This window comes from Micromonospora sp. CNZ309, assembly GCF_002846525.1.
This window is the reverse complement of sequence record NZ_PJNG01000001.1, coordinates 2,396,987-2,420,603: the sequence shown is the minus strand read 5'-3', so window position 1 is coordinate 2,420,603 and position 23,617 is coordinate 2,396,987. Positions and strand designations below refer to the sequence as shown.

The window sequence follows — 23,617 nt, the reverse complement described above, 5'->3', positions numbered from 1 at the left end:
AATCACGGCACCCACCATGATCCCCTCTGGGAGATGCCATGACCCGTCCCCGCCTGCCGTTGCTCCGGGCGGCCAGCCGGCTCGCCGCGTTCGCCGCGGCCACCGCCGGTGTGCTGCTCGCCTTCGCCGTACCGGCCAACGCCGCCGCACCCACCGGGCGCTACGTCGCGCTCGGTGACTCGTACACCTCCGCCCCGCTGGTCCCCACCCAGGTGGACCTGAACTGCCTGCGCTCCAACCGCAACTACCCGTCGCTGGTCGCGGCCTCCGCCGGCTCGTCGTCGTTCGCCGACGTGAGCTGCTCCGGCGCCACCACCGAGGACATCCTCGTCGGCGGCAGCGGCGCCCTGGGCATCTCGCTGCCGCCGCAGCTCAGCGCCGTCACCTCGAACACGAGCCTGGTCACCGTGCAGATCGGCGGCAACGACATCGGCTTCTCCGGCATCATCAGCGACTGCGCGGAGGCGAGCCTCAAGAGCCCGCTCGGATCCCCGTGCAAGAACCGGTACACCGCCGGTGGCGTCGACCAGTTGCAGGCCAGGATCGCCGCCACCGCGCCGAAGGTGACCGCCGTGCTGCAGGCGGTCCGCCGGGCCGCCCCGGGCGCGCGGGTCGTGGTGCTCGGGTACCCGGCGATCCTGCCCGACAGCGGCTACGGCTGCTGGCCGGTGGTGCCGATCGCCTACCAGGACGTGCCGTACCTGCGCAGCGTCCAGAAGTCGCTGAACACGATGCTCGCCGCCACCGCGGCCGCGAACGACGCCAGCTACGCCGATGTCTACGCCCCGTCGGTCGGCCACGACACGTGCAAGAGCAGCGGCACCCGGTGGGTCGAGGGGCTGATCCCGCAGAACGCCGCGGCCCCGTTCCACCCCAACGCCAGGGGCGAGCAGGGCATGGCCAACGCGCTGCTGGCCAAGCTGAACGGCTGACCGACCCGTCGGCCCACGGGGCCACGCCGCGCTCTGCCCGGTCTCCGGACCGGACAGAGCGCGGCTGCCGCCTCAGGCGCGGGGAACCGCGGACCCGGCCGGTTCCGGGCCGGGGTCACGCGACGATGTGATGGCCCGCCTTGACGACCTGGTCGTACTCGCTGCGCCGGGCGTCGTAGGCGGCCTCCAGGAAGGTCTCCGAGTCCGGTCCCACCGGCAGCCGTAGCGGCGGCGACTCCATCTGACCGAGCCGCCAGACCACGTCCGCGAAGAGTGCCGGAGAGTTCACCTCGACCTTGGTGTTCATGCCGCGCAGCGCGCCGAGCAGGCCGTCGCTGACGGGCGTGTAGTCCGCGATCCGGTGCTCCGGCATGACCAGGTTGGCGCTGTAGCCGGTGGCGAAGCCGCCCGGCTGAAGGATGGTGACCTTCACCCCGAGGTGCCCGGCCTCGGCGGCCAGCGACTCGGCCGCACCCTCCATCGCGAACTTGCTCGCCGTGTACGCGGCCAACCCGGGGAAGGGGACCACACCGGCGACCGAGCTGACGAAGACCGCGTGCCCGTGGCGCTGCGCCCGCCACACCGGCAGTACGGCCCGGGTGAGCCGCCACGGCCCGAAGACGTTGGTGTCGAACTGCGCGGCGAGTTCCGCGTCGGAGACCTCCTCGAAGGTGCCGAACTGCCCGTAGGCGGCGTTGTTCACCAGGACGTCGACGCCACCGAAGGCGTCCACCGCCCGCTCGACCGCCTCCGCGCACTGCGCCGGATCCCGTACGTCCAGGGCGGCGGCCACCAGGTTGCCCGGATGCCGGGCCACCAGTTCGTCGAGGGTCTCCGGCCGCCGGGCCGTCGCCACCACCTGTTCCCCCTCGGCGGCGAGTCGGGCTGCGAGGGCCCGGCCGAGTCCGCTCGAACACCCCGTGATCAACCATCGCTTCGCCATCGCTGTCGACCTTTCCCCAACCCGGAGGGTCACCCGTCGGAAGCAGAGTGTCAGGGGCGTCGACGCGGGTGAAGGGACAACGGCTGTCGCCAACCGGATTCGTCGGGTACCCGGCGCGGCTCGTCCGCCCTGGCCGCGCACCGTCGAGCTCCCCGGCACCGCCGAGCTCCCCGGGAGCGACGTGCGTTCCGTGCCGACGAGGGTCAGGTGGCGACGGTACGGTGCAGCCGGAGGAAGGACTCGGTGAATCCGAGTGCCGGCCAGGTGCGCGACGCGAGCAGGTTCGTCACCCGCCAGTCGGTCACCACGCTGTCGAATCCACTGTCGACGGCCCAGTCGATGACGGCCCCGCCGAGTGCCCGGCCCGCGCCCCTGCCCCGCGCGTGGGGGAAGACAGCGGCGAAGCCGAGGAATCCGGCGTTGTCCGGGCGGGCCAGACCCAGATGCGAACCCGACTTCTCCAGAGCACATCCGATGGCCGAACCGACCACGTGGCCGTCCGACTCGGCCACGAACGTGGCGAGTCCGGTGTCGGCGATGCCCTCCTCCCACTCGGCCAGGTTCTCCTCGACGGTCGACAGCACGCCGGGGGAGAACGTCGGGGACGAGCCGTGTTGCCGGGGGAGTTCGAGGTCGAGCTCGGCAAGTGCCGGGATGTCGGGACGACCGGCCCGACGCACCGACACCCCCGCGACGTCGACGGTCCGCGTCCTGACCGCAGGCCTGACGGCGTGCGCCTGCTGCTGCCCGAAACCGAGGCGGAACCAGGCCCGGACGAGGTCGGCGTCGTGCGCCGGCACCAGCACGTAGTGGGCCGTCCGGCCTTCTGCGACCCATCGGGTCGCCGCCGCCGCGTACAGGTCCCGTACCACCTCTGCGTCGGTCACCGCCTGCCCCGCCGCCTCCACCCAGATGTTCGGCCCCCACACCGGTGACGATTTGGGGGCTCCGAGGACGAAGCCGACCGGAACGGCGTCGCGCAGTGCCACCGCGCCTGATGCGCCGCTCGTCTCGAACGCGGCGGTCAGCTCGCGCAGCGCGGCGTCGACCGCACAGAACCGCGCGGACAGCAGCGGCTCGGCCGTCCGGTGCCGGCGGTGCCGTTCGGCCAGCAGCGCGCCGCACGCGGCCAGATCGGCGGACTCCATCGGCCGTACTCTGACTCGGGACATGTCCCGCAACGTAGCCACCGGCCCGTCCGTCGGCATCGGATTTTCGGGACGGGCCGCGACATGGCACGCCACGGGTCGCGAGTCACGACCCGGGTCCTGGTGTCGGAATCCGCCTTACGCCGGTACCGCCTGCGGATCCCCGGCGGCGTCGTGCGCGGCCATGGTCTCCTGCCGCAGGGGTTCCTCGCGCAGGATGGCGCAGTGCAGCCACGCGTCCGGGATGCCGAAGCCGTCCACGAGGGTCCGCATGTGCGGGCGTAGTTCCCTGAGCAGACCGTTCACCACAGCGGTGATCGCCTTGGAACGGGCCGGCGTGAGACGGCCGTGCTCCAGGAACCATCCCTTGTGGGCCTCGATGACGCTGAGCGCGTACAGGTCGCAGACGCGGGAGAGCAGCGCCCGGACGGCCGGGTCGGCGGTGTCCTCGATGCCGGCGACGAACGCCTCCAGGGTGACCCGGTCGACGTGCGCGGCGGCGACGGCGAGGACGTGGTCCTGGACGTCGTTGAAGATGTCGAACGGGCGGTCCTGCTTGGTAGCCGCTCCGTTGCGCAGGCGCCGGACGGCGCCGTCGAGGAGGTGTCTCTCGCGGTCCTCGAAGACCTTGAGCTGCCAGCCGCGGTCGGTGACGGCGACCTCGTCGTCGCGGCCGGGCACGGCGCTGATCATCCGCTCGATGAGCGAGCGCGCGGCGGTGCGTTCGAGCACCATCTCGCGGACCTGTTCGGCGACGAACGAGGCGCGCCCCCAGCCGTCCAACGAGCCGAACTCGTCCCGGTAGCCGGTGAGCAGCCCCTTGGCCACCAGTTGCAGCAGCACCGTGTTGTCGCCCTCGAAGGTGGTGAAGACGTCGGTGTCGGCCTTGAGGCTGGGCAGCCGGTTCTCGGACAGGTAGCCGGCGCCGCCGCACGCCTCGCGGCACATCTGGATGGTGCGGGTCGCGTGCCAGGTCTGCGCGGCCTTGAGACCGGCGGCGCGGGACTCCAGCTCCCGTTGCCGGTGCTCGTCGACCGGCTCGTCGCCGCCCTGCGCCTCGCTCAGCGCGGCCACCAGCTCGGCCTGGGCGAAGTGCAACGCGTACGTGGTGGCCAGGGCGGGCAGCAGCTTGCGTTGGTGGGCCAGGTAGTCGTTGAGCAGCACCTCCCGCTCCGCGTCGGGCGTGCCGAACTGGCGGCGGATGTCGCCGTAGCGCACCGCGATGGCCAGCGCCGACCTGGTGGCCGCCGACGCGGCCCCGCCCACGCTCACCCGGCCCCGGACCAGCGTGCCGAGCATCGTGAAGAAACGCCGGGAGTCGTTCTCGATCGGGCTGGAGTACGTCCCGTCCTCCGCGACCTGACCGTAGCGGTCCAGCAGCATGTCCCGGGGCACCCGCACGTGGTCGAAGCTGAGCCGTCCGTTGTCGACGCCGAGCAGGCCGGCCTTGGCTCCGGCGTCGCCGATGGTCACGCCGGGCAGCGTTCTGCCCTGCGCGTCGCGGATCGGGACCAGCCACGCGTGTACGCCGTGCCGCCGTCCACCGGTGATCAGTTGCGCGAAGACGACCGCCATCCGCCCGTCGCGGGCCGCGTTGCCGATGTAGTCCTTGCGGGCCGCCTCGTGCGGGGTGTGCAGGTCGAAGGTCTGCGTCTGCGGGTCGTACGTGCAGGTGGTGCGCAGCTGCTGGACGTCGGAGCCGTGGCCGGTCTCGGTCATCGCGAAGCAGCCGAAGATCTCGCCCGAGACGATGTCCCGCAGGTAGGCGTCGTGGTGCCGCCGGGTGCCGAGGGCCGCGACCGCGCCGCCGAACAGGCCCCACTGCACGCCTGCCTTGACCATCAGCGACAGGTCGACCTGCGCCAGCATCTCGCAGGCCACGATCGAGCCGCCGACGTCGCCCCTGCCGCCGTACTCGGTGGGGAAGGCCGACGCGATGCCCAGCTCGACGGGGAGTTCGGAGAGCAGCCGGGTGATCCGCTCACGTGCCTGGTCGCCGGTCTCGCCGTACACCGGGAGGAAGCGCGCGTCGAGGTGGTCCCGGTGCGCGTTGCGGACGTCGGCCCACGGCCCGTCGAGCGTTTCCCGCAGGCGGGCGAGGTCGATGCGGTCGGACGCGTGATCGGGCATGGTCACCCCTCGAAATGGCGGACATATCGGTACGTCTCTGCCCAATCAACACTACCCGCCACCTGCGGTGGCCTGGCGAGCGAGATCGCGGTGAGACGGGACACCATCGCCGTGTCGTGCCGCCGGCGCCCCCGCACGGTCGCGCTCGTCGCCGACCGCTCCCGTCGTCCCCGGCAAGGCATCTACCCGCGCGACGGCAGGCGCACACGTCCGATCCTCCGCCGCCGTGGCTCGTCACCGTCCCGGGCGCGAATCGTCACGGGGTTGTCGTATTGCGGCGGAGCCTGCGGGGTAGGGCTCTCCGGGAGACGCCAAGACGTGAGGAGCTAGTCGTGACGTACCCCTGGTTGTTCCCCGACGGCCTGCCGTCGCAGTTCCGTGCCGAGCCCACCTCGGCGGACGCCCGATTGGCCTGCCGGCTGCTCGACCGGATGCAGCGCGATCCGCTGCTGCGGCACGAGCGCATCTGCATCGAGGTGCAGAACCGCGTGGCGATCCTGGAAGGAGCGGTCGGCGAGCCCGCCCTGAAGGCTCGTGCCCACGCCCTCGCGTGGAGCATCCCTGGCGTGCACGACGTGAACAACCGGCTGTGCCCACCCTCCGACGCGTGACCGCGGAGACCCGAGAAGAATCTCCACGGCGATGTCGAGAATCCTCGACTGGCTCCGTCCCTGCCATGAACGCGACCACAATGGTCGGCGCCAGCACCGAGGAGAGACATCATGGCCAAGTACCTGCTGCTCAAGCACTACCGTGGCGCACCGGCCGCGGTCAACGACGTGCCCATGGACCAGTGGACGCCGGAGGAGATCTCGGCGCACATGCAGTACATGGACGACTTCGCGACCCGGCTCGAGGGCACCGGCGAGTTCGTCGACGGCCAGGCCCTCGCCCCCGAGGGGACGTTCGTCCGGTACGACGGTGAGGGGCGCCCGCCGGTCACCGACGGCCCGTTCGCCGAGACCAAGGACCTCATCGCCGGCTGGATGGTGATCGACGTCGACAGCTACGAGCGCGCCGTCGAACTGGCCGGGGAACTGTCGGCGGCCCCGGGGGCGGGCGGGAAGCCGATCCACGAGTGGCTGGAGCTGCGCCCGTTCCTGACCGCGCCGCCCACCATCACCGAGTGACCTGATGGACGAGGCACTGCTCCGGAGCCTCACGCCGGCGGTGCTCGGCGTCCTCGTCCGCCGCGGAGCCGACTTCGCGGCGGCCGAGGACGCCGTTCAGGACGCGCTGCTCGACGCGGTCCGGACGTGGCCGGCCGACCCGCCGCGCGACGCGAAGGGCTGGCTGGTCGCCGTGGCCTGGCGCCGGTTCCTCGACGCGACCCGCTCCGACGTGGCCCGCCGCCGGCGTGAGGACCTCCTCGACGAGGAGCCGACGCCCGGGCCCGTGCCCGTGGCCGACGACACGCTCCAGCTCTACTTCCTGTGCGCCCACCCGTCGCTGACGCCGTCGTCCGCGGTCGCGCTCACGCTGCGCGCCGTCGGCGGACTGACCACCCGCCAGATCGCCCAGGCGTACCTGGTGCCCGAGGCGACCATGGCGCAGCGCATCAGCCGCGCCAAGCGCACCGTGGCCGGCGTACGGTTCGACCAGCCGGGCGACGTCGCCACCGTGCTGCGCGTGCTCTACCTGGTCTTCAACGAGGGCTACTCCGGCGACGTCGACCTCGCCGCCGAGGCCGTCCGGCTCACCCGGCAGCTCGCGGCCGCGATCGACCACCCCGAGGTGGCGGGGCTGCTCGCCCTCATGCTGCTGCACCACGCGCGGCGCCGCGCCCGGACCGCGCCCGACGGCAGCCTGGTGCCGCTCGCCGCGCAGGACCGCGGCCGGTGGGACACCACGTCGATCGCCGAGGGCGTCGTCATCCTCCAGGCGGCCCTCGCCCGCGACCGGCTGGGCGAGTTCCAGGCCCAGGCCGCCATCGCCGCGCTGCACGCCGACGCGCCCACCGCCGAGGAGACCGACTGGGTGCAGATCGTCGAGTGGTACGACGAACTCGTGCGCCTGACCGACAGCCCCGTCGTACGGCTCAACCGCGCCGTGGCGGTCGGCGAGGCCGACGGGCCGCGTGCCGGACTCGCCGCGCTCGCGGCGCTGGACGACTCGCTGCCCCGCCACACGGCGGTGGCGGCCTACCTCCACGAGCGCGACGGCGACCTGGCGACGGCGGCCCGGCTGTACGCGGAGGCGGCCCGGAAGGCGCCCAACCTCGCCGAACGCGCCCACCTGACCCGCCAGGCCGCCCGGCTCAACACCCGCCGGTGCCCCTGACGGCCGGACTGGTGGTGACACCGGGAACGGTGCACCGGTGTCGCGCGGACAGCAGCGCCGGCCCGCCCCCTGGGGGGACGGGCCGGCGTACGCGCTGCGCGGTCAGCGAATCCGGCGGCGACCGTAGGCGCCCGCGACGACGGCCACACCGATCGCGGCGAAGATGATCTGGATGGCCAGCTCGATCCAGTCGATGCCCCTGGTGTCGTCGACACCGAGGGCGCCGGCGACGAGGGTGCCGAGGATCGCGGCGACAACGCCGATGAGCAGGGTCAGCCAGATCGGGATGTTCTGCTTGCCCGGTACGACCAGCCGACCCAGCGCGCCGATGATCAGACCGATGATGATCGCGGTGAAGAAGCCGGTAACTTCCACGAGAGTCGTCCCTCCAGAGGGGTTGTCGTCGGTTCTGATCTTGCCCAGCCCCGTCGGCGTCGAAACCCTCGCCGTGTCGGCCGTCAGGCGCCTCAGCAGGGACGGAGGACGCCCCGTACTGGCGGCCCGTAACGCATGATCACGGAGAGTGAGTCCATGCCTGCCCCACCGTAACCCCGAACCGGACCCGGCGGGCCGGAACACGCGCAACGCCGCCACACCGCAACGTTCCCCGTCGGCGGGAACCCGGCCGGGTGCCGCGGTGCGTACGGCACCCGGCCGGGTTCCGCGTCAGGCCGCCTTGACCCAGTCGAGGGTGAAGCGGGCGAAGTGGATGCCTCCGGTGTTGCCGACCTCGTACAGGTTGCCGACCTTCCCGTCGGCCAGCACGGCCATGGTCGAGTAGCCCGCCCCGCCCGGCTTGATCAGCGCCCGGGCCGGCCAGCTGGCGCCGTCGTCGGTGGACAGCCGGACGGTGAGGTCGTTGCGCGCGGTGGGGTGGGCGTTGTTGCTGAACAGCGCCGTACGGGTGCGCGCCGGCGCCCCGTTCGCGCCCACGTCCGACGGGCGCAGGTAGGACAACTCGTCGGCGTTGCACAGCGGATCGGTCAGCGCGGCGCTGGCCGTCGCCGGGCCGAACGTCGCGCCGCCGTCGGTGGACGTGGCGTAGAAGCGGCTGCGGGTCGAGTTGTGGCGCATGTTCTGCACGACGGCTCCGGTGCCGCGCTCGATCGCCTTGCTCTCGTTGATGTTCCCGCCGGCGGAGCCGCCCCGCCGCCACGTCACGCCGTGGTCGTCGCTGTAGATGTTGCCGGCGTGACTGGTGCCGGCCGCGTCCCGGTAGGCGATCGGCTGGACCAGGCGCCCGGTGCTGGTCTGGATACCGTGGCCGGAGGAGAAGAACACCTGCCGCCAGCCCGGGTCCTTGATCGCCGGGTTCAGCTCCACCGGCGCGCTCCAGGTGGCGCCGTCGTCCCGGCTCGTGATGTACCGCAGGTGCATGCTGTTCGGGTCGTCGGCCGTGTTGAGTCCGGAACTGCCCGACCAGAAGCTGATGCCCGGCCTGGGGGAGTACGTGAAGAAGCAGTAGACGGTGCCGGTGGCGCGGTCGACCAGCAGGCTGGGATCGCCCGCCCCCTCACCGGTGGTGGCGGGGGCGTGGATGACGCGCGGCTGCTCGAAGGTGCGGCCGCCGTCGGTGCTGCGGATCATGGCGATCTGGATGTTGTTGGTGCCGCCGCCGAGGTCGTACGAGCCGTCGACCCGCGCGTCGGCCACGGCGATGACGGTGCCGTTGTTCGTGACGGCCATGCCGGGGATGCGGACCGAGGCGACGGTGCCGTCGTAGCGGCCGCCCGCGCCGTTGAGGTTGCGGATGACGGTCTGCGTGGTCAGCAGCGTCGTCGTGGTCAGCTGCGGGTTGCCGGCGGCCATGTCGCACGCGGTGGTGCCCCGCAGCGTGGTGTCGAAGCCCGGGGCGGTGACCCGCAGGGTGTACGGGGTGCCGCTGCCGACCGTCCAGTAGTGCAGGAAGTTGCCGCCCGCGGCGACCGTGCGGGTCCACGGTGAGCCGGTGCGCCCGGGCCACGTGACGGTGAAGTCGCGGGCGGTGGTGGTGCGGTTCTCCAGGATGAGCTGGAGGCGGCCGGCGGTGCAGTCGAAGCCGGTCAGCGCGGACATGCCGGTGCCGCAGTGGAACACGCCGGCGGAGGTGTCGTCCAGACCCGTCGGGGTGGTCGTGCGCAGCGTGTACGCCGTGCCGGCCGCCAGGGTCCAGTAGAGCTGTGCGCTGCTGCCGGCGGCGACCGTCCGGGTCCACGGGGAGTTGGCGCGCCCGGGCCAGGTGACGGTGAACGTCTGTGTGGTGGTGCTGCGGTTGTCCAGCAGCAGGAGCAGCCGGCTGGTCGTGCAGTCGGCGCTGACCGTCGCGCCCACTCCGGCGGGAGCGGCGTGGGCCGGCGTGGCGGGCAGGAGCGCGGCCAGGCCGAGTAGGGCGGCCACGACGGCTGTCACTCGGCGCGGTATGGCGCGGGCAGGAGGCACGGGGGATTCCTTCCGGGACGGGTGGGGAATCGGAGAGCCGAATCAGCCATAAGACGTCGGATGTCCGATGTCCTGACGCTAAGGGGCGCCGCGCCGGCCGTCAAGAGATCGATCGATGGGCAGGCGTCGACGCCGGCGCGGGACGTGTCCACCTGCCACCGCCCCGAAGTTGTCCGGCCGAGGGCGGGTGCTGGGGACGTGTCCACCTGCCACCGCCCCGGAGCTGTCCGGCCGACGGCGGGTGCTGGCGGGTCTGCCCACGGGCGCGGGCCGGGCGGGTGTGACGGCCGGCCGGACGGCACGCTGCGCCACGGCGGGCATCCTCGTGCCCGCCGGTGGGCCGGTGCGGCGTACGCCTTCGGTCGGGTCGCCCGCGAGCGGGCGCCGGCCGAGAACCTGGTGCGGTGCGGTGCGGCGCGGTGCGGCGCGGTGCGGCGCGGTCGCTCGCGTGGGCGTGCGGGGTCGGGCGCTGTCGCGGGCGTGCGGGGTCGGGGGGAGGTGGGTCGCCGTCTGCCGGCTCAGGGCTGGACGGCGCGCGCGATGCTCGCCCGGATGGGCGCGTAGTGCTCGGCGATGGCGGAGCGCAGGCCGGCGGGGTCGCCGGCCGCGACGGCGTCCACGATCGCCCGGTGCCGCTGGGCGGTGATCACCCGGTCCTCCGGCTCGGTGCGCAGCGTGGGGGCCACGATGGCCTGTACCTGCCAGAACGCCTCGGTGAGCTGGAGGATCAGGTCGTTGCCGAGGGGCTCCATCAACTTGAGGTGGAACGCCCGGTCGACCTCGAGGAAGTCCTTGCCCTGGGCGGCCAGGTTCTCCATCTCGTCGGCGAGCGCGGAGAGCTCCGCGCGGTGCTCCTCGCCGAGGACGTCGATGGCCTGGGCCGCCAGCCCCTGCTCGAGGGTCTGCCGGACGTCCACGACCTGCCCCAGCACGTGGTGGTCCTCCTCGCCGCTCAGCAGGCCACGGAAGGCGAGGCTCTCCACGAGGGCGTTGAGGGACATGCGTCCGACGAAGGTGCCGTGGCCGTGCCGTACCTCGACGATGTCGAGGGCGGAGAGGATCTTGACCGCCTCGCGGACGCTGGAGCGGCTGGCCCCCACCGCCTCGCACAGCTCGATCTCGGTGGGCAGGAGGTTGCCCGGCTTGAGGCGGTTGCGCAGGATGTACTCCTTGATCCTGGTCGCGACCTCCTGCCGGCGGGGACCCGGGCGCTCCGTGCCGCGTAGCGGAGTCGCGTCAATGGTCGTCATCTGCCCCTTGCCCTTCGTTCATGAATCTGACACGCTCAGCCTATCGGCATCAGACGTCAGACGTCATACCCATAACTTCGAAACCCCCAAGCGCGAGCGGTGACGCGAGCGCATGAAGAGCCTATGGAGGCATCTCCGTGAGCACCACTGGTAAGCCGCCGAGGAGCCGACGCGTCCCCCCGCGCCGGGTCCGCTCACTGGCCATCGCGTCCGTCGCAGCGACCCTGGCGATCGGGCTGGCGGCGTGCAGCGGCGGCCCTGCATCGACCAACGCCGTCGGCGACGGTAAGGGGGGATCGTCGATCGAGACCACGTTGGCGTTCACCCTCTCCAGCGGGTTCGATCCCGCCAACGCCTCCTCGGCGGTGGCGACGGCGGTCAACCAGCACATCTTCGAGGGCCTCGTGGATCTTGACCCGGTCACCCGGGAACCCTACCGGGCGCTGGCCAAGGACGACCCGACGGCCAGCGCCGACGGGCGCACCTACACCGTGTCGCTGCGTGACGGCGCGAAGTTCTCCGACGGCACCCCCGTCACGGCCGAGGACGTGGCCTGGTCCTTCACCCGGGTACTCAAGCCGGCGGACCCCAAGACGCCGCCGCTGATGCAGGGGTTCGTCTCGTTCATCGACTCGGTCGACGCCAAGGACGCCACGACGGTCGAGTTCACGCTGAAGTACCCGTTCGCCCTGTTCGCCGAGCGCATCTCGGTCATCAAGATCGTCCCCAAGGCGAAGACGGCGGACGCCGCCGCCGCGAAGGCCTTCGACACCGCACCGATCGGCTCCGGCCCGTTCAAGATGGACAGCGCGTCCAAGGAGTCGGGCATCAAGCTGAGCAGGAACCCGAACTACGCCGGCCCCCGGCCCGCCAAGGTGGACACGATGACGTGGAACACCACCACCGAGGCCTCGGCCCGGGTGTCGGACCTGCAGGGCGGCCGCGTCCAGGCCATCGAGTCGGTGCCCTACCTCAACGTCGACGCGCTCAAGGGCAAGTACACCGTCGACGTGAAGCAGGCCTTCAACCAGGTCTTCCTCATGTTCAACTCGGCGGCGGCGCCGTTCAGCGACAAGCGGGTGCGCCAGGCCCTGCACCACGCGATCGACAAGGACGCGGTCATCAAGACCGCGCTCAACGGCTACGGCAGCCCGGCGACGAGCTACCTCGACGAGGGCAACAAGGACTACCAGAAGGCCGCCACGGTCTACGACTACGACCCCGAGAAGGCCAAGGCCCTGCTCGCCGAGGCCGGCGTCACGAACCTGTCCTTCCGGCTCGACACGACGGACAATTCCGTGGTGAAGGACGTCGCCCCGCTGGTCATCGAGCAGTGGAAGAAGATCGGCGTCAACGCCAGCCTGAACACGGTGCCCTCCTCGGCCATCTACGGCGACATCGTGCCGAAGGACACCTTCCGGGTGCTGATGGCCACCGGGGACCCCAGCGTCTTCGGCGTCGACACCGACCTGCTGATGCGCTGGTTCTACTACGGCGAGACGTGGCCGGGGCAGCGCTACCGCTGGAGCGACGCGAACCGTAAGGCCATGGCCGACCTGCTCGACAAGGCGGCCCAGACCTCCGACGAGGCGGCCCGCAAGGCGCTGTGGAAGCAGGCCCTCGACCTGGCGGCCGAGGAGGCCGCGCTGTACCCCGTCCTGCACACCAAGGTCGTCACCGCGTACGACCCCGCCAAGCTCACCGGCTTCTCGGGCGCCGCGACCACCGGCCTGTACTTCCTGGGCGCCAGCCGGAGCGGCTGAGCCCGCCCCGGGGCCCAGCCCCGGCCCTACGCGTCCCGCCCGGCCCACGCCACCTGCGGACCGGGCGGGACGCTCGGCGGCCCTCGACGAGAAGAAAGACACCATGCTGAGCGTTCTGAGCCTGGTCGCGCGACGACTCCTGACCCTGATCCCCCTGGTGCTGGGCATCACGCTGTTCGTCTTCGTGATCATGCAGTTCTCCCCGATCGATCCCGCGCTGTCCGTGCTCGGTGACCAGGCGACCCCCGCGCAGGTCGCGGCGTTCAAGGCCGCCAACGGCCTCGACGACCCGCTGCCCCTGCGCTACCTGCACTTCCTGGGTGACCTGGTCCGGGGTGACCTGGGCATGACCTTCCCGCCGTCGGTGCCGGTCGCCGACAAGATCGCCACCGCGCTGCCGCTGACCATCCAGCTGACCGCCCTGGGCGTCGTCGGCGCGCTGGTCATCGCGTTGGCCCTCGGCATCCCCGCCGCGCTGTACCGGGACCGCTGGCCCGACCAGGTCATCCGGTTCGTCTCCATGGCGGGCATCGCCACGCCGTCGTTCTGGCTGGCGCTGCTGCTCATCCAGGAGTTCTCCGTGCGGCGCCCGGTCTTCCCGACGGGCGGCTACGTCAATCCCGCCGACTCGGTCAGCCTCTGGTTGCAGTCCCTCGCCATGCCCGCGCTGGCCCTCGCCGTGCCGGTCGGCTGCTCGCTCGCCAGGATCGTGCGCACGTCGATGGTGGAGGAACTCGACAAGGACTACGTCCGTACGGCCGTCGGCGCCGGACTGCCGCCCCGGGTGGTGATCGGCCGCAACGTGCTGCGCAACGCGCTGGTCAACCCGCTCACCGTGCTGGGCCTGCGGATCGGCTACCTCATCGGCGGCACCGTCGTCATCGAGGCCATCTTCTCGCTGCCCGGCATGGGCACCCAGATCATGAGCGCGGTGCAGCAGAACGACACCGCCCTCGCGCAGGGAACCGTCCTGACGATCGCCGTCGGGTTCGTCGTCGTGAACCTGGTTGTCGACATCCTCTACCTCTTCGCCAACCCTCGACTGCGCGGAGCCCACTGATGCGTCGCACCCTCACCGCCCGGCTGTCGCGTCCCGGCATCGCCTTCAGTAGGCTCACCGTCACCTCCCGGATCGCGCTCGGCTTCGTCCTGCTCATCGTCCTGGTCGGCATCTTCGCGCCCCTGCTTCTCCGGCACGATCCCGCCCAGGCCGGGCTCGGCCCGGCCCTGACCGGCCCGAACGGCGAGCACTGGTTCGGCCTCGACAAGCTCGGGCGCGACGTCTTCTCGCGGCTGGTGGCCGGCACCCGGCGCTCACTGATCGTCGGCTTCGGCGCCGCCGGCATCGCCCTGTTCGTCGGCGCGATCCTCGGCGCGCTGGCGGGAACCAGCCGGACCGCTGTCGACGAGGCGGTGATGCGCTGCCTCGACGTCGTCATGGCCTTCCCGGCCATCGTGCTGTCCGCCCTGCTGATCATCTCCTTCGGGAAGAACAGCCTGCTGGTCCTCGTGATCGCGATCGGCTTCGTCTTCACCCCGTCCGTCGCGCGGATCGTGCGCGCCAACGTGCTCTCGCAGTACCGGGAGGACTACGTGGCGGCCGAGCGGATCATCGGCGCGCGCCGGCTGCACATCCTCTGGCGACACGTCCTGCGCAACTGCGCCGCGCCGATCCTCGTCTTCGTCACCGTCATGGTGGCCGACGCCATCGTCTTCGAGGCGTCCCTCTCCTTCATCGGTGGCGGGCTGGCCCCCCAGGAGGCGGAGTCCTCGTGGGGCTCGGTCATCGCCTTCGGCAAGGAGATGGTGCAGATCGGCGGCTGGTGGGCCACGTTCTTCCCCGGCCTGCTGATCCTGCTGACCGTGCTCGCCCTGAACGTGCTCTCCGAGGGGATGTCCGACGCCTGGGCCGCCCCGGCTGCCCGGCGCGCCACCAGCTCGCCAGCCGCCGATCCGCTGGTACGGGCACAGCCCGGCGCCGGCGAGGTCGTGCAGCTGCCCGGCCTGCCGGAGGCGGCGCGGCGGCTGCGCGAGCGCGCCCGCCCCCTCCCGCAGGGCGAGCCCGTGCTCGAGGTCAGGGACCTGTCGATCGGGTTCGAGGGACGCCACCGGGGCGTCGACATCGTCGACGGCCTGAGCTTCGACGTGCGTCCCGGCGAGGTCGTCGGCCTGGTGGGGGAGTCGGGCTCGGGCAAGTCGCTGACGTCCCTCGCGGTCATGGGGCTGCTGCCCCAGGGGGCCAGGGTGCGCGGTGCGGTCCACTTCGCGGGTACGGACCTGCTCACCGTGAGCGCGAAACGGCGGCGTGCCCTGATGGGCCGCGAGATCGCGATGATCTACCAGGACGCCCTCTCGGCGCTGAACCCCTCGCTGCGCATCGGCCCGCAGTTGGCGCAGATGATCCGCCGCGGCGGCACCCGGTCGGCCGAGGAGCTGATGGGACTGGTGGGCCTGGACCCCGGGCGCACCCTGGCGGCGTACCCCCACGAGCTCTCCGGCGGGCAGCGGCAGCGCGTGGTGATCGCCATGGCCCTCTCCCGCGACCCGCGCCTGATCATCGCCGACGAGCCGACCACCGCGCTCGACGTGACGGTCCAGGCGCAGGTGATGGAACTGCTGCTGCGGCTACAGGACCGGCTGGGCTTCGCCCTGATCCTGGTCAGCCACGACCTCGCGCTGGTCAGCGACGTCGCCGACCGGGTCGTCGTCATGTACGGCGGTCAGATCGTCGAGAGCGGTGTCACCGCCGACGTGGTCGGGGCCCCGGCGCACCACTACGCCCGGGGGCTGCTCGGCTCGGTGCTCTCGCTGGAGGCCGGCGCCCAGCGGCTCACCCAGATCCGTGGCGTGGTGCCGTCCCCGGCGGACTTCCCACCGGGATGCCGCTTCGCGGACCGCTGCCCCATGGCGACCGAGGTCTGCCGCGACACGGCGCCCCGCCTGACGGGCACCGCCGCCCACGGGTACGCCTGCCACCACCCGGCCGTCACCGTCAGCGAAGAGGAGCTGGCCCGATGAGCGCGACAGCCACGCGACAGCCGATCGTCGAGCTGCGCGACGTGCACGTGGTCCACCGCACCCGCAGCGGCGGCATGTTCAACCGGGAGCGGGTGTACGCCCTCACCGGCGCGGACCTTACCGTCCGCGCCGGCGAGACCATCGGCGTCGTCGGTGAGTCCGGGTGCGGCAAGTCCACCCTGGCCAAGGTGCTGGTGGGGCTCCAGCGGCCGACCAGCGGCACGGTCACCTTCGCCGGCTCCGACGTGTGGTCGATGGCCGCGTCGCAACGGCGCCACCTCATCGGCACGGGCATCGGCATGGTCTTCCAGGACCCGGCCACGTCGCTGAACCGCCGGATGCCGGTACGCGACATCCTGCGCGACCCGCTCGACGTGCACCGCCGGGGCGGCAGGAGCCAGCGGGAGGAGCGCGTCGCCGAGCTGATGGCCCTGGTGGGTCTGCCCGACTCGGTCGCCGACGTCCTGCCGAGCCAGCTCTCCGGCGGGCAACGCCAGCGGGTCTCCATCGCGCGCGCCCTGGCCCTGGAGCCGGGCCTGGTGATCGCCGACGAGCCCACCAGCGCCCTCGACGTCTCGGTACGCGCGCAGATCCTCAACCTGCTCCTGGACCTCAAGGAGCGCCTCGGCCTGGCCATGGTCTTCGTCTCGCACGACATCCAGACCGTCAAGCGGATCAGCGACCGCGTGGTCACCATGTACCTCGGCCGGATCGTGGAGCAGGCGCCCGCCGCCGGGCTCCCCGAGGGCGCCCAGCATCCGTACACGCGCGCGCTCCTCTCCGCCACGCCGGGTCTGCTCTCGCCCATCGACCCCATCCCGCTCGTGGGTCCCGTCCCCCTGGCCACCCGGCCACCCAGCGGATGCCCGTTCCGCACCCGCTGCTGGAAGGCCACCGACGTGTGCGCCTCCGACATGCCACCGGTCGAGCCGGGCGCCGACGGCGGCGGCCACGAGTTCCGCTGCCACCACCCCGTGCCCGCCGGGTCCAGCAACGCCGAGCTGGTGGAACTCGCCAGGGCAGCGACGGGCCGCACCACCCCCCTACACGTCGAGGAGACAGCGTGACCACCCCAGCCCCGCGGATCGCCGGAGTCGTACCGCCGGTCGTCACCCCCCTGACCGAGGAGGGCACGGTCGACGTCCGCTCCCTGGAGCGGCTCGTCGAGCGGCTGCTCGCGGCCGGCGTCGACGGCATCTTCGCGCTCGGCAGCTCGGGCGAGACGGTCTTCCTCACCGACAACCAGCGGGACCAGGTCCTCGAAACCGTCGTGAAGACCGTCGGTGGCGCCGTACCCGTCATCGCCGGCTGCATCGAACCGACCACCCGGCGGGTCCTGGACCGCGCGGAGGCGTCGGCGCGGCTGGGCGCCGACGGCCTGGTGGCGACCGCGCCCTTCTACACCATCGTCGGCCCCCACGAGATCGAGCGGCACTTCCGGTCCCTCGCCTCGTCGGTCGAGCTGCCCCTGTTCGCGTACGACATTCCCGTCTGCGTGCACACCAAGCTCTCCACGGACCTGCTGACCCGGCTGGCGGCCGACGGGGTCCTCGCCGGGGTCAAGGATTCCAGCGGGGACGACGTCGCGTTCCGCCAACTGGTGCTGCGGATCGCCGAGCGGGCGCCGGACACCGGCTTCAGCCTGCTGACCGGCCACGAGGTGGTCGTCGACGCGATGATGCTCGCCGGCGCCTCCGGCTCCGTTCCCGGGCTGGGCAACGTGGACCCGGCGGGCTACGTGCGACTGCACCGGGCCTGCATCGGTGGCGAATGGGACACCGCCCGGCGTGAGCAGGACCGCCTGACCCGGCTGTTCCGGATCGTCGACGCGGCCGACCCCGCCACGACGGCGGGGGCGACGAGGGGCGTCGGCGCGTTCAAGACCGCGCTGGCCCTGCTCGGTGTCATCGACGGCAACGCCGTGTCGCTTCCCCTGCGGCCGCTCGACGCCGACGAGACGGCCCGCGTGCGTACGCAGCTGGAACTGGCGGGGCTGCTCTGAGCATGTCCGAGGCACGCGATCGCGGAGCCGGCGCCGACGAGGCGGTCGCCGCGCTCGACATCGGAGGTACGAAGACGGCAGCCGCCCTCGTGACGGGGCAGGGGGTCGTCCTCGACCGGGTCACCGCCGCCACCCCGGGCACGGCGGGCGCCAGCGCCGTCCTCGCCACCGCCGCCGACCTCGTCCACCGGCTGCGGGCGAGGGCGCCGGGGACCCGCGTACGCGCCCTCGGCGTCGGCAGCGCCGGGGTGGTCGACAGCCGGACGGGCCGGGTGCTCTCGGCCACCGACGTGCTGACCGGCTGGGCCGGCACCGACCTGGCCGGGCGGCTGCGGGAGCTGACGGGCCTGCCCGTGGCCGTCATCAACGACGTGCACGCGCACGCCCTCGGCGAGGCGCGTCACGGCCCGGCAGCCGGGCACGAGACGATGCTCTTCGTCGCCGTCGGCACCGGCATCGGCGCCTCGTTCGTCGTCGGCGCCGGCGTGCTCGCCGGCGCCCACAGCGCGGCCGGCCACGCCGGTCACCAGCCCTCCCCGTACGCCGGGTCGCTGCCCTGCACCTGCGGCGGGCGCGGGCACCTCGAAGCGATCGCCGCCGGGCCCGGCCTCGCCGAGGAGTACGCGCGGCGCACCGGTCGGCCGGTTGACGACCTGCGGTCCGTGGCCGCCCGCGCCGAGGGCGGCGACGACACCGCGCGGGAGGTCGTCCGGCTGGGCGGGACGGCGGTCGGCTCGGCCGTCGGCGGGCTGGTCAACGTGCTCGACCCGCACGCCGTGGTGGTCGGCGGCGGCGTCACCGGGCTCGGCGAGCCCTGGTGGCGGGCACTTCGCGACGCCGTACGGCGGGAGACGCTGCCCGGCCTGGTGGACGTGCCCGTGCTGGCCTCGACCCTCGGCGCCGACGCACCCCTGCTCGGCGCCGCCTCGCTCGCCTGGGAGACCGTCGCGTGAACGCGCTCGTCGCACAGCTGCGCCACCGCCTGGTGGTGTCCTGCCAGGCCTACCCGGGCGAGCCGATGCGCGACCCGGACACGATGCGCCGGGTCGCCCTCGCCGCCGCCGCCGGCGGCGCCGCCGGCATCCGCGCCCAGGGGCTGGCGGACATCGCGGCCATCCGGGGCGCCGTCGGCCTCCCGGTGATCGGGCTCTGGAAGGACGGCGACGACGACGTCTTCATCACCCCGACGCTCGACCACGCGCTGGCCGTGGCCCGGGCCGGCGCGCACGTCGTCGCGCTCGACGGCACGTCCCGGCCGCGGCCCGACGGCCGTACCCTCGGCGAGACCGTCGCCGCCGTCCACGAGCGGACCGGGGCCCTGGTGATGGCCGACTGCGCGACCTTCGAGGAGGGGGTGGCCGCCGCCGAGGCGGGTGCCGACCTGGTGGGCACCACCCTGGCCGGCTACACGGCGTACACCCGCAAGCAGCCCGGCCCGGACCTGGACCTGGTCGCCCGGCTCGCCCGCGAGATCGACGTGCCGGTGGTCGCGGAGGGCCGCATCCACACCCCCGCCCAGGCGGCGCAGGCGCTGCGGGCCGGCGCGTGGGCGGTGGTGGTCGGCACGGCGATCACCCACCCCACCACCATCACCGGCTGGTTCGCGTCCGCCATGGCCGACGCCCGATAGCGACCGGGGCGTACGGCGGCCCGACCGCCGGCCGCCGTCGCCGGTCGCACCCGCACGACGACACCCGACGATCCTGTCTGCACGGAGGTCACACTGTGGCGTTGAGCGATCTCACCCTCGCCGACTGCCGGGCGTACCGGCCCGAACTGGCCGAGCCAGAGGACCTGGACGCCTTCTGGGCGCGGACGCTGGGTGACGACGGGGCGGGACCGGCGGCGTACGAACCCGTCGACACCGGCCTCACCCAGGTCCGTACGTTCTCGGTCACCGTCCCCGGATACGGCGGCGAGCCCGTGCACGGCTGGTTGCACCTGCCCACGGACGTCGCAGGGCCGCTGCCGTGCGTGGTCGAGTACCTCGGTTACGGCCGTGGCCGTGGCCTGCCGCACGAGAAGCTGTTCTGGGCGGCGGCCGGCTTCGCTCATCTGATCATGGACACCCGGGGACAGGGCTGGAGCGCCGCCGCCGGCAGCACCGCCGATCCGCACCCTCAGCCGGGGGGCACCGTGCCCGGCTTCCTCACGCGCGGCGTCACCGATCCCGACGACTTCTACTACCGCAGGCTGATCACCGACGCCGTGCGGTTCGCCCGCGCCGCGCGGGACCATCCCGCCGTCGACGCCGACCGCGTCGCCGTCACGGGTGTCAGCCAGGGCGGTGGCCTGGCGCTGGAGGTGGCGGCGCTGTTCCCGGGCGTGGCGGCGGCCATGCCCGACGTGCCGTTCCTGTGCGACTTCCGCCGTGGCGTGCAGGTCGCCCTCCGCGGCCCCTACGGCGAGATCGCCGAATACCTGAAGCTGCACCGCGACCGGGTCGGCCAGGTGTTCCGCACGTTGTCCTACTTCGACGCCGCCGTGCTCGCGCCCCGCGCGACCGCGCCCGCGTTGTTCTCCATCGCGATGCTGGACCAGGTCTGCCCGCCCTCGACCTGTTTCGCCGCCTACCACCGCTACGGCGGTGAGAAGGAGCTGCGCGTGTACGAGTTCAACGACCACGAAGGCGGCGAGGCGGCGCATCAGCTCGAACAACTCACCTGGCTGCACAAGGTCTTCGGCCGGCGGTGAGGGGGGCGGTCCGCCGATCCGGTGGGCGTCGCGGCCACGGCTGCCCGCGCCGCGACGCCCACCCCCGTTCCGGCCGGTCGTCGCGGCGGTCAGCCGGTGCGTCGGGAGCGGGCCATCGCCAGCCCGCCGAGGACCGTGGCGGCCAGCCCCATCACCAGGGCCAGGTAGGCTCCGCCCCGCCCGTTGCCGGTGCCGATGCCGCTGTCGGCGGTGAACACCACCACGGCGCCGAGGACCATGCCGGTCAGCGCCGCCGCCAGGGCCAGGGTGGCGCCGAGCCGCCCGGCGCCGGTGCCGATCCGACTGGTGGGGCGGGCCAGGGCCAGCCCACCGACGATCACGCCGGCCAGCGCCAGCACGCCGGCGACGGCCGCCGTGAGCCGTCCGGCGCTCATGGCGTACGCCTCGGCGGCCGCCGGTCGGGTCGCCACGTGTGCGGCCGCCGGCGCGGCGAGCCCGAGCCCGCCGATCGGGGCGGCCACGGCGGCGGCCAGCATCAGTCGGGCCGACTTCAAGGTTCGTGACGAGCTCATGTCGTCTCCTCCTGCGTGCGTCTCGATGGCGAGGTCCGGATGTCGTCCGATCATGTCGCCGGGCACGCCGCCGGTCGTCGTGCGTACGGATGCGGTTCGCGCTGCCGTGGACGCCGCAGCCGGCTACCGCGGACGCGGTAGGCGACGGCGCGCGTACCACGGGCGCGGCAGGCGGCCGCTCGCCTGCCAGGAGGAGTCGCGGGCGGCGGGATCTGGCTAAGGTGCGCCCATGGGCACAGGACGGTCCGGCGTTCCGGCCGGTGTCAGGGACTGGGCGGTCGCCGTCGGCGTGGCGGCGACGCTGCTGGTCGCCGGGCTGTCCGGGGACCGACCCGACGCCGGCCCGCTCGGCTACGCGCTGTTGGTGGCCGGTGGCCTGGCGCTGGCCGCCGCACGCCGGGCTCCCGTCGCGGTCCTGGCCGTCACCGGGCTGTGCGCGGTGGGCCACCAGGCGGTCGGTCTCGACGTGCCCGCCGTCGCGTTCCTGTTCGCGGTGTACGCCGCCGTACGGGCCGGGCACCGCGTCGTCACGATCGTGGCGGCGGTGGCGATGCTGGCCGCGCTGCCGCTCGCGGCCCTCGCCCGGCCGTCGGACCTGTCCCTGGGCGAGGCGCTCGTCCGGTCCCGGGGCGCCCTGGAGCTGGCCTGGCTGGTCGCCGCCGGGGCGGCGGGCGAGGCGCTGCGGCAGGCCGAGCGGCGCGCGGACGAAGCCGAACGCACCCGGGAGGAGGCGGCGCTGCGCCGCGCCGACGAGGAACGGCTGCACATGGCGCGGGAACTGCACGACACGCTCACCCACCAGATCTCGGTCATCAAGGTGCAGGCCGAGGTGGCCGTCCACCTGGCCCGCAGGCGCGGCGAACCGGTGCCGGAGGCCCTGCTGGTGATTCAGGAGGCCGGCCGGGAGGCCGCCCGGGAGCTGCGAGCGACCCTGGAGGCGCTGCGCGACGACGGCAGGACCCCGCCGCACGGGCTCGCCCACCTTCCGGAGCTGGTGCGACGGGCCCGGATGTCCGGTCTGGACGCGACGTTGACCATCGCGGGGCGGCGGCAGGACGTGCCCGTCGCGGTCGACCGGACCGCCTACCGGATCGTCCAGGAGTCCCTCACCAACGTCGCCCGGCACGCCGCTGCCGCCACGGCGTCGGTCCGCGTCGACTACCGACCGGACGCCCTCGCGATCCGCGTCGACGACGACGGCAGGGCCACGCCGGACGCGCCCCCGGTGCCGGGCATCGGACTGCTCGGGATGCGCGAACGCGTCACCGCCCTCGGGGGTCGGCTGCGCGCGGAACCCCGCACCGAGGGCGGCTTCACCGTCCACGCCGAGCTCCCCGTGGGCGGAACGGCATGATCCGCGTCCTGCTGGTCGACGACCAGCCGCTCCTGCGCAGCGGCTTCCGCGCACTGCTCGACGCCGAAGACGACATCGAGGTGGTGGCCGAGGCAGCCGACGGCAGGGAGGGGCTGGTGCTCGCCAGGGAACGCCTGCCCGACATCGCGCTCGTCGACATCCAGATGCCGGTCATGGACGGCATCGAGACGACCCGCCGCATCGCCGCCGACCCGGCCCTGGCCCGGGTGCACGTCGTCATCCTGACCAACTACGGCCTCGACGAACACGTCTTCCACGCGCTGCGCGCCGGCGCGGCCGGCTTCCTCGTCAAGGACATCCAACCGGAGGACCTCCTGCACGCCGTACGGGTGGCCGCGCGCGGCGACGCGCTGCTGGCGCCGTCGATCACGCGCCGGTTGATCGACCGGTACGTCAGCGAACCGCTCCACGGCGGTGCCGAGGCGGGGCTGCGGGGGCTGACGAACCGCGAACGCGAGGCCGTCGCCCTGGTGGCGAAGGGCCTGTCCAACGAGGAGATCGCCGAGCGTCTGGTGATCAGCCCGCTGACCGCGAAGACCCACGTCAACCGGGCGATGGCCAAGCTCCACGCCCGGGACCGCGCCCAACTCGTCGTCCTCGCCTACGAATCCGGTCTGGTCGCCCCGCGCAACCGTTGACGTCGCCGGCCCGGACGCCCTCGGGGGTGCGGAGCCGTGTCGCGCCTCAGGCCCCTGTTCGACCCGTGGTGTCGCGCCGGTTCAGTCGACGACCGCGGTGGCTTCGATCTCCACGAGGAGATCGGGGCCGGCGAGCGCGCTGATGCCGATCCCCGTGAACGGCGGGGCCGAGGTGACGCCGAGCTTCGCGGCGGCCCGGGCGATCCCCTCCATCAGCGCGGGCATCTTGTCGGGCGTCCAGTCGACGACGTAGGCGGTCAGCTTCGCCACGTCGGCGAAGGTGGCGCCGGCCGCGGCCAGGGCGGTGGCCACGTTGAGGTAGCACTGTTCCGCCTGGGCGGCGTAGTCGCCCGCGCCGACCGTGTCGCCGTCGGCGTCGACGGCGACCTGGCCGGCGGTGAAGACCAGCTTCGTGCCGGTGGCGACGGACACCTGCCGGTAGAGGTCGACCGTCGGCAGTCCTTCGGGGTTCACCAGGGTGATGGCCACGTTT

The 23,617-nt window shown here is 73.0% G+C and carries 22 protein-coding genes; 14 read left to right on the top strand and 8 right to left on the bottom strand.

The window, feature by feature from the left end; translation table 11 throughout:
* The first annotated feature begins 38 nt into the window (after positions 1 to 38).
* A complete protein-coding gene (locus tag CLT72_RS09630) occupies positions 39 to 932 on the top strand; it encodes an SGNH/GDSL hydrolase family protein (RefSeq protein ID WP_101410968.1) in 894 nt (297 codons plus the stop codon).
* A gap of 115 nt (positions 933 to 1,047) precedes the next feature.
* Here CLT72_RS09630 and CLT72_RS09625 read toward each other — a convergent pair whose 3' ends face one another.
* From CLT72_RS09625 to CLT72_RS09615, 3 genes are all read right to left on the bottom strand, one after another.
* Positions 1,048 to 1,875 (bottom strand): SDR family oxidoreductase, encoded by an 828-nt coding sequence (locus CLT72_RS09625; protein ID WP_101410966.1) that lies wholly within the window; start codon positions 1,873 to 1,875, stop codon positions 1,048 to 1,050.
* Positions 1,876 to 2,078: 203 nt separating this feature from the next.
* Entirely contained in the window at positions 2,079 to 3,023 is a 945-nt protein-coding gene (locus tag CLT72_RS09620; protein ID WP_350822504.1) for a GNAT family N-acetyltransferase, read from the bottom strand.
* A gap of 138 nt (positions 3,024 to 3,161) precedes the next feature.
* Positions 3,162 to 5,153, bottom strand: a complete 1,992-nt coding sequence (locus tag CLT72_RS09615; protein WP_101415059.1) for an acyl-CoA dehydrogenase family protein — start codon at positions 5,151 to 5,153, stop codon at positions 3,162 to 3,164.
* A gap of 332 nt (positions 5,154 to 5,485) precedes the next feature.
* Between CLT72_RS09615 and CLT72_RS31850 the strand changes: the two genes are divergently transcribed.
* From CLT72_RS31850 to CLT72_RS09600, 3 genes are all read left to right on the top strand, one after another.
* Positions 5,486 to 5,764 (top strand): BON domain-containing protein, encoded by a 279-nt coding sequence (locus CLT72_RS31850; RefSeq protein ID WP_158242000.1) that lies wholly within the window; start codon positions 5,486 to 5,488, stop codon positions 5,762 to 5,764.
* Between the two features lie 111 nt (positions 5,765 to 5,875).
* Positions 5,876 to 6,283: a YciI family protein gene (locus CLT72_RS09605; RefSeq protein WP_101410960.1), complete on the top strand. Its 408-nt coding sequence runs from the start codon at positions 5,876 to 5,878 to the stop codon at positions 6,281 to 6,283.
* 4 nt (positions 6,284 to 6,287) lie between these two features.
* Positions 6,288 to 7,433 (top strand): DUF6596 domain-containing protein, encoded by a 1,146-nt coding sequence (locus tag CLT72_RS09600; protein WP_101410958.1) that lies wholly within the window; start codon positions 6,288 to 6,290, stop codon positions 7,431 to 7,433.
* Positions 7,434 to 7,535: 102 nt separating this feature from the next.
* On the opposite strand, the gene CLT72_RS09595 is transcribed toward CLT72_RS09600, so the two are convergent.
* The 3 genes from CLT72_RS09595 to CLT72_RS09585 form a co-directional block, all read right to left on the bottom strand.
* On the bottom strand, positions 7,536 to 7,808 hold the full coding sequence (locus CLT72_RS09595; protein ID WP_101410956.1) for a GlsB/YeaQ/YmgE family stress response membrane protein: 273 nt from the start codon (positions 7,806 to 7,808) through the stop codon (positions 7,536 to 7,538).
* A 291-nt stretch (positions 7,809 to 8,099) separates the two neighbouring features.
* Entirely contained in the window at positions 8,100 to 9,821 is a 1,722-nt protein-coding gene (locus tag CLT72_RS09590; RefSeq protein WP_144082225.1) for an exo-alpha-sialidase, read from the bottom strand.
* A 548-nt stretch (positions 9,822 to 10,369) separates the two neighbouring features.
* On the bottom strand, positions 10,370 to 11,101 hold the full coding sequence (locus tag CLT72_RS09585; RefSeq protein WP_101410952.1) for a FadR/GntR family transcriptional regulator: 732 nt from the start codon (positions 11,099 to 11,101) through the stop codon (positions 10,370 to 10,372).
* Positions 11,102 to 11,238: 137 nt separating this feature from the next.
* Here CLT72_RS09585 and CLT72_RS09580 point away from each other — a divergent pair, with 137 nt between their 5' ends.
* From CLT72_RS09580 to CLT72_RS09545, 8 genes are all read left to right on the top strand, one after another.
* The gene (locus CLT72_RS09580) at positions 11,239 to 12,864 is read left to right on the top strand and encodes an ABC transporter substrate-binding protein (RefSeq protein WP_101410950.1); all 1,626 of its coding nucleotides are present in this window, start codon (positions 11,239 to 11,241) and stop codon (positions 12,862 to 12,864) included.
* Positions 12,865 to 12,967: 103 nt separating this feature from the next.
* Positions 12,968 to 13,924 carry an ABC transporter permease gene (locus tag CLT72_RS09575; RefSeq protein WP_101410948.1) on the top strand — a complete coding sequence of 319 codons (957 nt, stop codon included), beginning with the start codon at positions 12,968 to 12,970 and terminating at the stop codon, positions 13,922 to 13,924.
* Complete coding sequence (locus tag CLT72_RS09570) at positions 13,924 to 15,882, top strand: dipeptide/oligopeptide/nickel ABC transporter permease/ATP-binding protein (RefSeq protein ID WP_101410946.1); 1,959 nt, start codon at positions 13,924 to 13,926, stop codon at positions 15,880 to 15,882. Before CLT72_RS09575 ends, CLT72_RS09570 begins: the two co-directional genes overlap by 1 nt.
* Positions 15,879 to 16,949, top strand: a complete 1,071-nt coding sequence (locus tag CLT72_RS09565; protein WP_101410944.1) for an ABC transporter ATP-binding protein — start codon at positions 15,879 to 15,881, stop codon at positions 16,947 to 16,949. The genes CLT72_RS09570 and CLT72_RS09565 overlap by 4 nt, the downstream gene beginning before the upstream one ends.
* Positions 16,946 to 17,884: a dihydrodipicolinate synthase family protein gene (locus tag CLT72_RS09560; RefSeq protein ID WP_101410942.1), complete on the top strand. Its 939-nt coding sequence runs from the start codon at positions 16,946 to 16,948 to the stop codon at positions 17,882 to 17,884. Before CLT72_RS09565 ends, CLT72_RS09560 begins: the two co-directional genes overlap by 4 nt.
* A gap of 2 nt (positions 17,885 to 17,886) precedes the next feature.
* Positions 17,887 to 18,837, top strand: a complete 951-nt coding sequence (locus CLT72_RS09555) for an ROK family protein (RefSeq protein ID WP_101410940.1) — start codon at positions 17,887 to 17,889, stop codon at positions 18,835 to 18,837.
* Entirely contained in the window at positions 18,834 to 19,514 is a 681-nt protein-coding gene (locus CLT72_RS09550; protein ID WP_101410938.1) for an N-acetylmannosamine-6-phosphate 2-epimerase, read from the top strand. The genes CLT72_RS09555 and CLT72_RS09550 overlap by 4 nt, the downstream gene beginning before the upstream one ends.
* Before the next feature lie 95 nt (positions 19,515 to 19,609).
* The gene (locus CLT72_RS09545) at positions 19,610 to 20,578 is read left to right on the top strand and encodes an acetylxylan esterase (RefSeq protein ID WP_101410936.1); all 969 of its coding nucleotides are present in this window, start codon (positions 19,610 to 19,612) and stop codon (positions 20,576 to 20,578) included.
* Positions 20,579 to 20,667: 89 nt separating this feature from the next.
* On the opposite strand, the gene CLT72_RS09540 is transcribed toward CLT72_RS09545, so the two are convergent.
* The gene (locus tag CLT72_RS09540; RefSeq protein ID WP_101410934.1) at positions 20,668 to 21,111 is read right to left on the bottom strand and encodes a DUF6223 family protein; all 444 of its coding nucleotides are present in this window, start codon (positions 21,109 to 21,111) and stop codon (positions 20,668 to 20,670) included.
* A gap of 229 nt (positions 21,112 to 21,340) precedes the next feature.
* Here CLT72_RS09540 and CLT72_RS09535 point away from each other — a divergent pair, with 229 nt between their 5' ends.
* Positions 21,341 to 22,465: a sensor histidine kinase gene (locus CLT72_RS09535; protein ID WP_101410932.1), complete on the top strand. Its 1,125-nt coding sequence runs from the start codon at positions 21,341 to 21,343 to the stop codon at positions 22,463 to 22,465.
* Positions 22,462 to 23,124 carry a response regulator gene (locus CLT72_RS09530; RefSeq protein WP_101410930.1) on the top strand — a complete coding sequence of 221 codons (663 nt, stop codon included), beginning with the start codon at positions 22,462 to 22,464 and terminating at the stop codon, positions 23,122 to 23,124. The genes CLT72_RS09535 and CLT72_RS09530 overlap by 4 nt, the downstream gene beginning before the upstream one ends.
* An 81-nt stretch (positions 23,125 to 23,205) precedes the next feature.
* Here CLT72_RS09530 and CLT72_RS09525 read toward each other — a convergent pair whose 3' ends face one another.
* On the bottom strand, positions 23,206 to 23,613 hold the full coding sequence (locus CLT72_RS09525; protein ID WP_101410928.1) for a RidA family protein: 408 nt from the start codon (positions 23,611 to 23,613) through the stop codon (positions 23,206 to 23,208).
* Positions 23,614 to 23,617 lie beyond the last annotated feature (4 nt).